The 6,173-nt window shown below is 72.7% G+C and carries 6 protein-coding genes; all 6 read left to right on the top strand.

Annotated features, from left to right (window positions below):
- The coding region (locus LCD33_RS28025) for a sugar transferase (protein ID WP_224978468.1) at window positions 1-1,008 on the top strand (1,008 nt) is incomplete at its 5' end.
- Window positions 1,005-2,141: a glycosyltransferase gene (locus LCD33_RS28020; protein WP_224963007.1), complete on the top strand. Its 1,137-nt coding sequence runs from the start codon at window positions 1,005-1,007 to the stop codon at window positions 2,139-2,141. The genes LCD33_RS28025 and LCD33_RS28020, both read left to right, overlap by 4 nt.
- Window positions 2,138-3,112, top strand: coding sequence for an NAD-dependent epimerase/dehydratase family protein (locus tag LCD33_RS28015; RefSeq protein ID WP_224967036.1), 975 nt, complete (start codon window positions 2,138-2,140; stop codon window positions 3,110-3,112). Before LCD33_RS28020 ends, LCD33_RS28015 begins: the two co-directional genes overlap by 4 nt.
- Window positions 3,113-3,162: 50 nt before the next feature.
- The gene (locus LCD33_RS28010; RefSeq protein WP_224967035.1) at window positions 3,163-4,398 is read left to right on the top strand and encodes a glycosyl hydrolase family 18 protein; all 1,236 of its coding nucleotides are present in this window, start codon (window positions 3,163-3,165) and stop codon (window positions 4,396-4,398) included.
- A gap of 10 nt (window positions 4,399-4,408) precedes the next feature.
- Entirely contained in the window at window positions 4,409-5,791 is a 1,383-nt protein-coding gene (locus LCD33_RS28005) for a glycosyltransferase family 2 protein (protein WP_224963013.1), read from the top strand.
- Between the two features lies 1 nt (window position 5,792).
- Window positions 5,793-6,173: response regulator (locus LCD33_RS28000; protein ID WP_374228549.1), on the top strand; the 381-nt coding region annotated here is incomplete at its 3' end.

The following is a 6,173-nucleotide window of genomic DNA, read 5'->3' as shown; positions in this document are numbered from 1 at the left end:
GTGCTGGCGCGCCTCGCCGGGGTCGCCGGGCTGCGGGCCGCGCACCGGCGCGGGCGGCTGGTGGAGGTGGTGCTGGTCGCGGGTGCCGGGGCCACCGGGGTGCGGATCTCCCGCGCGCTGCTGGAGCACCCGGAGTTCGGGCTGCGGCCGTTGCTGCTCGCCGACGAGCCGGTGCCGGCGGCGGTGCCGGTGCCGGGCCGGCCGCGGCAGCGGGCCGAGCTGGTGGCACGGTACCGCGCCACCCGGGTGGTCCTGTGCGCCGCGGACACCGAAGCGGATCTGGTGGGCATCGTCCGGGCCGCCCGCCCGCTGCCCGCCGCGGTGCACCTGGTGCCCGCGCTGCCGGAGCTGGGGGTGGCGGTGCCGCAGCGGTTGCTCGACGAGGTCTGGGGGATCCCGCTGGTGCCGCTGCGCCGCTGGAACCACACCGCGGCCGCGGCTCTGGTCAAGCGCGCGTTCGACGTGGTGCTGGCCGGGGCGCTGCTGGTGGTGCTGGCACCGCTGCTGCTGGTGTTGGCCGCCGCGGTCCGCTTCGGGGGCGGCGGGGCGGCGCTGTTCCGCCAGCGCCGCGTCACCGGTCCCGGCCGGTCGGCGACCGTGGTGAAGCTGCGCACCGTGCCGCGCGGGACCGCGCAGGGCTGGGCGGTGCGCCCGGCCGACACGACTCCGCTGGGCAGCTGGCTGCGCGGCACCCACTTCGACGAGCTGCCGCAGCTGGGCAACGTGCTGCGCGGCGAGATGTCGGTGGTGGGGCCGCGCCCGGAACGGCCCTGCTACGCCGAGCGCTTCGCCCGCGAGGTCCCGCGCTACCGGGACCGGCACCGGGTGCGGGGCGGCATGACGGGCTGGGCCCAGGTGCACGGCCTGCACGGGGACACCTCGATCCCCGAGCGGGCCGAGTTCGACAACCGCTACATCGAGAACTGGACGCCGTGGCTGGACGTGGTGGTCGTGGCCAGGACGGTCGGCATCGTGCTGGCCACCGCGATGGGGGGAGACCAGGAATGAAGGTTCTGCACGTGATCACCGGTCTGGGGGTCGGCGGTGCCGAGCTGCAGCTCAGATCGATCTTGCAGCACACCCGGCACGACGCCGACGTGCTCGCGCTCTACAACCCGGGCGACGTCGCCGACATGATCACCGGGGACGGGGTCCGGGTCCGCGACCTCGGCATGACCAGCAACACGCAGCTGGGCGCCGTGCTCAAGATGCGGTCGCTGATCCGCGAGGGCGGCTACGACGTGGTGCACACCCACCTGTACCGGGCGTGCGTCTACGGCAAGCTCGCCGCCCGGCTCGCCGGGACCCCGGTGGTCGTCGGCACCGAGCACTCGATCGGCGAGACGCACCTGGAGCGCAGGCGGATGACCGCCGGGGTGCGCGGCCTGTACCTCGGCACCGACGTCTTCGCGCAGCGCACCATCGCGGTGTCGGAGACCGTGGCCGACCGGCTCGCGAACTGGGGGATGCGCGCCGAGAAGATCACCGTGATCCCGAACGGCGTCGACTTCGGCCGGGTGTCGTTCGACCCGGACGCGCGGTCGCGGGTGCGCGCCGAGCACGGCATCGACGACCGGGCGCACGTGATCGGCGTGCTGGGCAGGCTGGACGCGAACAAGCGCTTCGACCTCGTCATCGAGGCGGCCTCCCCGCTGTTGGGCGAGGGCGCGAAGCTGCTCGTCGTCGGCGGCGGCGCCGAGCGGGAACGGCTGGAGCAGCAGGCGGCGGCGCTGGGCGTCGCCGACCACGTGGTCTTCGCCGGGGAACGCCACGACGTGTCCGCGATGCTGTCCGCGTTCGACCTGTTCGTGGCCTCCTCCAAGCAGGAGACCTTCGGGCTGTCGGTGCTGGAGGCGCTGGCCAACGGCATGCCGGTGCTGTACACGACCTGCCCCGCGCTGGAGGGCGTGCACACCGATCGGGCCCGGCAGGTGCCCGGCGACGTCGAGGGAATGCGCTCGGAGATCGCCGCCGAGGTCACCGACCGGCGCCCGCGCGGCGACGTGCCGGTGATCCGCGACCTGTACGGCATCGAGGCCGTCACCGGCCGCATCGACGACCTCTACGAGCGGCTGCGCTCCGGAGGCAGGCGCGTCGCCGGCCGGGAGCTGGCCACCGAGCAGGGCGGAGGGGTCCGATGAGGGCGCTGGTCACCGGAGCCGCCGGGTTCATCGGCTCGCACCTCGTGGAGTGGCTGCTGGCCGAGGGGAACACCGTGGTCGGCGTCGACGACCTCAGCACCGGCAGCGAGGCGAACCTGCCCGCGGACGAGCCGGACTTCCGGTTCGTGCGCGGCACCATCCTCGACGGTTCGCTGATCGACGACCTGGTGTCCGAAGTGGACGTGGTGTTCCACCTGGCCGCCGCGGTGGGCGCGTTCGTCATCCAGGAGCGCACCCTGCGCAGCCTGCTCACCAACGTGCACGGCACCGAGAACGTGCTCGACTCGGCGCACCGGCACGGGGCGCGGGTGCTGGTGGCCTCCACCAGCGAGATCTACGGCAAGAACACCAAACCGGGCCTGGCCGAGACCGACGACCGGCTGATCGGCTCGCCGTTGAAGACCCGCTGGACCTACTCCGAGGCGAAGGCCATCGACGAGAGCCTCACCTGCTGCTACGTCCGGGAACTCGGGCTGGACGCGGTGATCGTGCGGCTGTTCAACACCGTCGGGCCCCGGCAGAGCGGCCGCTACGGCATGGTGATCCCGCGGCTGGTGAGCCAGGCGCTGCACGGCAGGCCGCTCACCGTGTTCGGCACCGGGCACCAGGTCCGCTGCTTCTGCCACGTGCACGACGTGGTGCCCGCCCTGGCGCGGCTGGCGGAGCTGCCCGCCGCCAACGGGACCGCCGTCAACCTCGGCAGCACCGAGCAGGTGTCCATCATGGACCTGGCGAGCCGCGTGCTGGAGCTGACCGGATCCGACGCGGGCGTGGTGAAGATGTCCTACGAGGACGCCTACGGTGCCGGTTACGAGGACCTGCAGCGGCGGGTGCCGGACTGCGCCAAGGCCCGCGAGCTCATCGGGTTCCAGCCCGCGCGCACCCTCGACGACATCATCCGCGCCGTCATCGACGAGCAGACGCGCGCCGCGCAGGTCGTCTCGGCGTAAGCGGGGCGGCGATGAGCGACGACGGGGTTCGGGAAGGAGAACGAGATGGTGTGGCGACCGCGGACGGCGCCGAGCAGGACGGCCTCGGGGCGAAGCTCACCGCGTGGTGGCGGCGGACCTGGGCCGGATCCGGCCCGGACGAACCGGAACCGACCGGACCGCGGTCCTGGCCGCCGGACCAGGGCCCCAGCCCGCGGGCGCGGCGGGTCCGGCACTTCGGCGGCTCCGTCTGGTTCATCGCGCTCATCGCGATCGCCGCGCTGCTGGTGGTCGTGATGGCGGCGCCGCGCATGATGTCGCCGTCGAAACCGGGCACGCTGGTGGTGGCGTCGCTGCCGTTCTGGAACCTCGGCAACGGCACCACCACCGTCGTCGCCAACCGGGACTCGGTGAACGAGGTCTCGCCGTGGATCTACGGCCTCGGCGACGACGGGCGGATCACCCACCAGTTCCCGCCGGAGCGCACCGCGGAGGTCGCCGAGCAGGTCGGGAAGCTCCGCGAGGCCGGGGTGCCGGTGGTGGCCTCGCTGGCCAACATCACCGACGGGCGCTGGGCGTACGAACCGGTCGCGAAGGTGCTGCACGACCCGCGGCTGCGGGACCGGCACGTGCGGGAGATCGTCGCGCTGGTCGAGCGCGAGGACTACGCGGGCATCGACATCGACTACGAGAACCTGCGCGCCGGGGACCGGGACGCGTTCAGCGCCTTCGTCACCGAACTGGGCGCGGCGCTGCGGGCCGAGCGCAAGACCCTGTCGGTGGCGGTGTTCGCGAAGGCCAGCGACGAGGGCTACGACGAGCGCAACGTCGCCCAGGACTTCGCCGTCATCGGCCGGGCCGCAGACCAGGTGCGGCTGATGGGCTACGACTTCCACTGGGGGACCTCGCCGCCCGGGCCGGTCGCACCGATCGGCTGGGTGCGCGACGTCGTGAAGTACGCCAAGTCGAAGATCCCGCAGGAGCGGATCGTGCTCGGCATCCCGCTCTACGGCTACGACTGGGTCGGCGAGCACGGCACCAACGTCACCTGGCTGCAGGCCTTCCAGCTCGCCACCCAGCACCGCGCCGAGACCAACTACGACCCGGTCAGCCAGACCCCGTGGTTCCGCTACACCGACGAGCGCGGCCGCGAGCACGAGGTGTGGTTCGAGAACTCGGTCAGTTCCAAGGCGAAGTTCGAAGTGGCCCGCGGCTCCGGCATCCGCGGCGTCTACCTGTGGATGTACGGCTACGAGGACACCGCCACCTGGAACCGGCTGGCGGAGAGCCTGCCGGTCGGCGAATGAGGGGGCGGTCATGATCCCGTGGTGGGTGCTGGCGATCGCGGTCTTCGGCGCGAACTTCACGCTGTGGGGCCTGATCGGGTTGTTGCGGGTGCTCGACGGCTGGCGCGGCGCCGCGCGGGAGCGGATGGTGCCGCGCCGGACGAAGGTCGCCGACCTGCAGGCGCACCGGGAGAAAAAGGCGCAGCCCGGGCGCCACCGGCTGCGCCGCGCCACCGACCTGAAGCTCACCGACGTGGCCGTGCTCATCGCCGCCCACAACGAGGAGCTCGTCATCGCGGAGAGCCTGCGGGCCATCACCCGGCTGGTGCCGCTGAAGCAGGTGCACGTGGTCTCCGACGGCTCCACCGACCGCACCGTCGAACTCGCCCGGCGCGCCGGGGTCAACGTGATCAGCACCGACGACAACGTGGGCAAGGCAGGCGCCCTGCAGGTCGGCATCCGCCGGTTCCGGCTGGTGCGCCGGTTCCGCCTGGTGATGCTGCTGGACGCCGACACCCGGGTGGAACCGGGTTACTTCCGCGCCGCCTTGCCGCTGTTCGACGATCCGGACGTGGTGGCCGTCGCGGGCTGCGTGCGCACCGAGTGGCGGGACCGCTCGCTGTCGTTCGCCGGGCGCGTGGTGGCGTTCCACCGGCAGCGGATCTACTCGATGACGCAGTACCTGCTGAAGTTCGGCCAGACCTGGCGGCACGTCAACGCCACCCACATCGTGCCGGGCTTCGCCAGCGTCTACCGCACCGACGTGCTGCCGAACATCGAGGTGAACCCGCCGGGGCTGGTCATCGAGGACTTCAACATGACCTTCGAGGTCTACCAGAAGCGCCTCGGCAAGATCGGGTTCACGCCCTCGGCGGTCGCCGCCACCCAGGACCCGGGCACGTTGCGGGACTACGTGCGCCAGTCGAGGCGGTGGTCGCTGGGGCTGTGGCAGACGGTGCGCAGGCACCCGCCGCGGCTGAACCTGTTCACCGCGATGCTGACGCTGCTGCTGGTGGAGCTGCTCACCAGCGGGATCATGCTGGTGCTGCTGCCGCTGGTGCTGCTGGTGCTCCTCGTCCCGGAACTGGTGGGCGGGGTGCTCACCGTGCCGTGGTTCGCCGGCACCTACGAGGCGGTGTCGGGCTACCTCACGGTTCCCGCGCTGCTGCTGGGGATCGTGCTGCCGGACCTGCTGCTGACGGTCGTGGTGGCGATCATCCAGCGGCAGCCGCGGTTCCTGCTCTACGCGTGGCTGTTCCTGCCGATGCGGGTGCTGGACTCGGCGATCGCGCTCGCCGCGCTGCCGCTGGCGTGGTGGTCGCGCTCCACCGGCCGCTGGAGCAGCCCGCGCCGCCACCGGGTCGAGCCGCCCGGCGAGCAGCCCGGCCTCGGCGCCGGTGCGCAGGCCGGCTGAGGTGGCGCGGAAGCCGGCCGGTCTCCCGCAGGTGGATGAGGACTTCCGCGCCGCGGCGCGGGACCGTGAGGTGGTGAACGTGCTGCGGCTGCTGATGGTGGACGACCACCTCATGCTCACCGAGGCGTTGAGCGCCCGGCTCTCCGAGGTGGCGGACGTGTGGGTGGTGGGCCGGTGCGCCACCGACGATCCGCAGCTGCCCGCCCTGGTCGACCGGTTGCGCCCGGACGTCGTCACCGTCGACGTGGACCCGGTGCGCTCCACCGGGGACCTGGTGGAGTCGGTGCGCACCCACCGGCCCGCGGTGCACGTCGTCGTCCTCACCGGTGGTCTCGACCCGCAGCGGGCGGTGGACGCGGCGCGCTCGGGGGCGGCCGGGTGG

This window comes from Saccharopolyspora sp. 7B (genome assembly GCF_020177435.1).
Classification (GTDB): domain Bacteria; phylum Actinomycetota; class Actinomycetes; order Mycobacteriales; family Pseudonocardiaceae; genus Saccharopolyspora_C; species Saccharopolyspora_C gregorii.
This window is presented reverse-complemented; position numbering and strand designations above follow the sequence as displayed.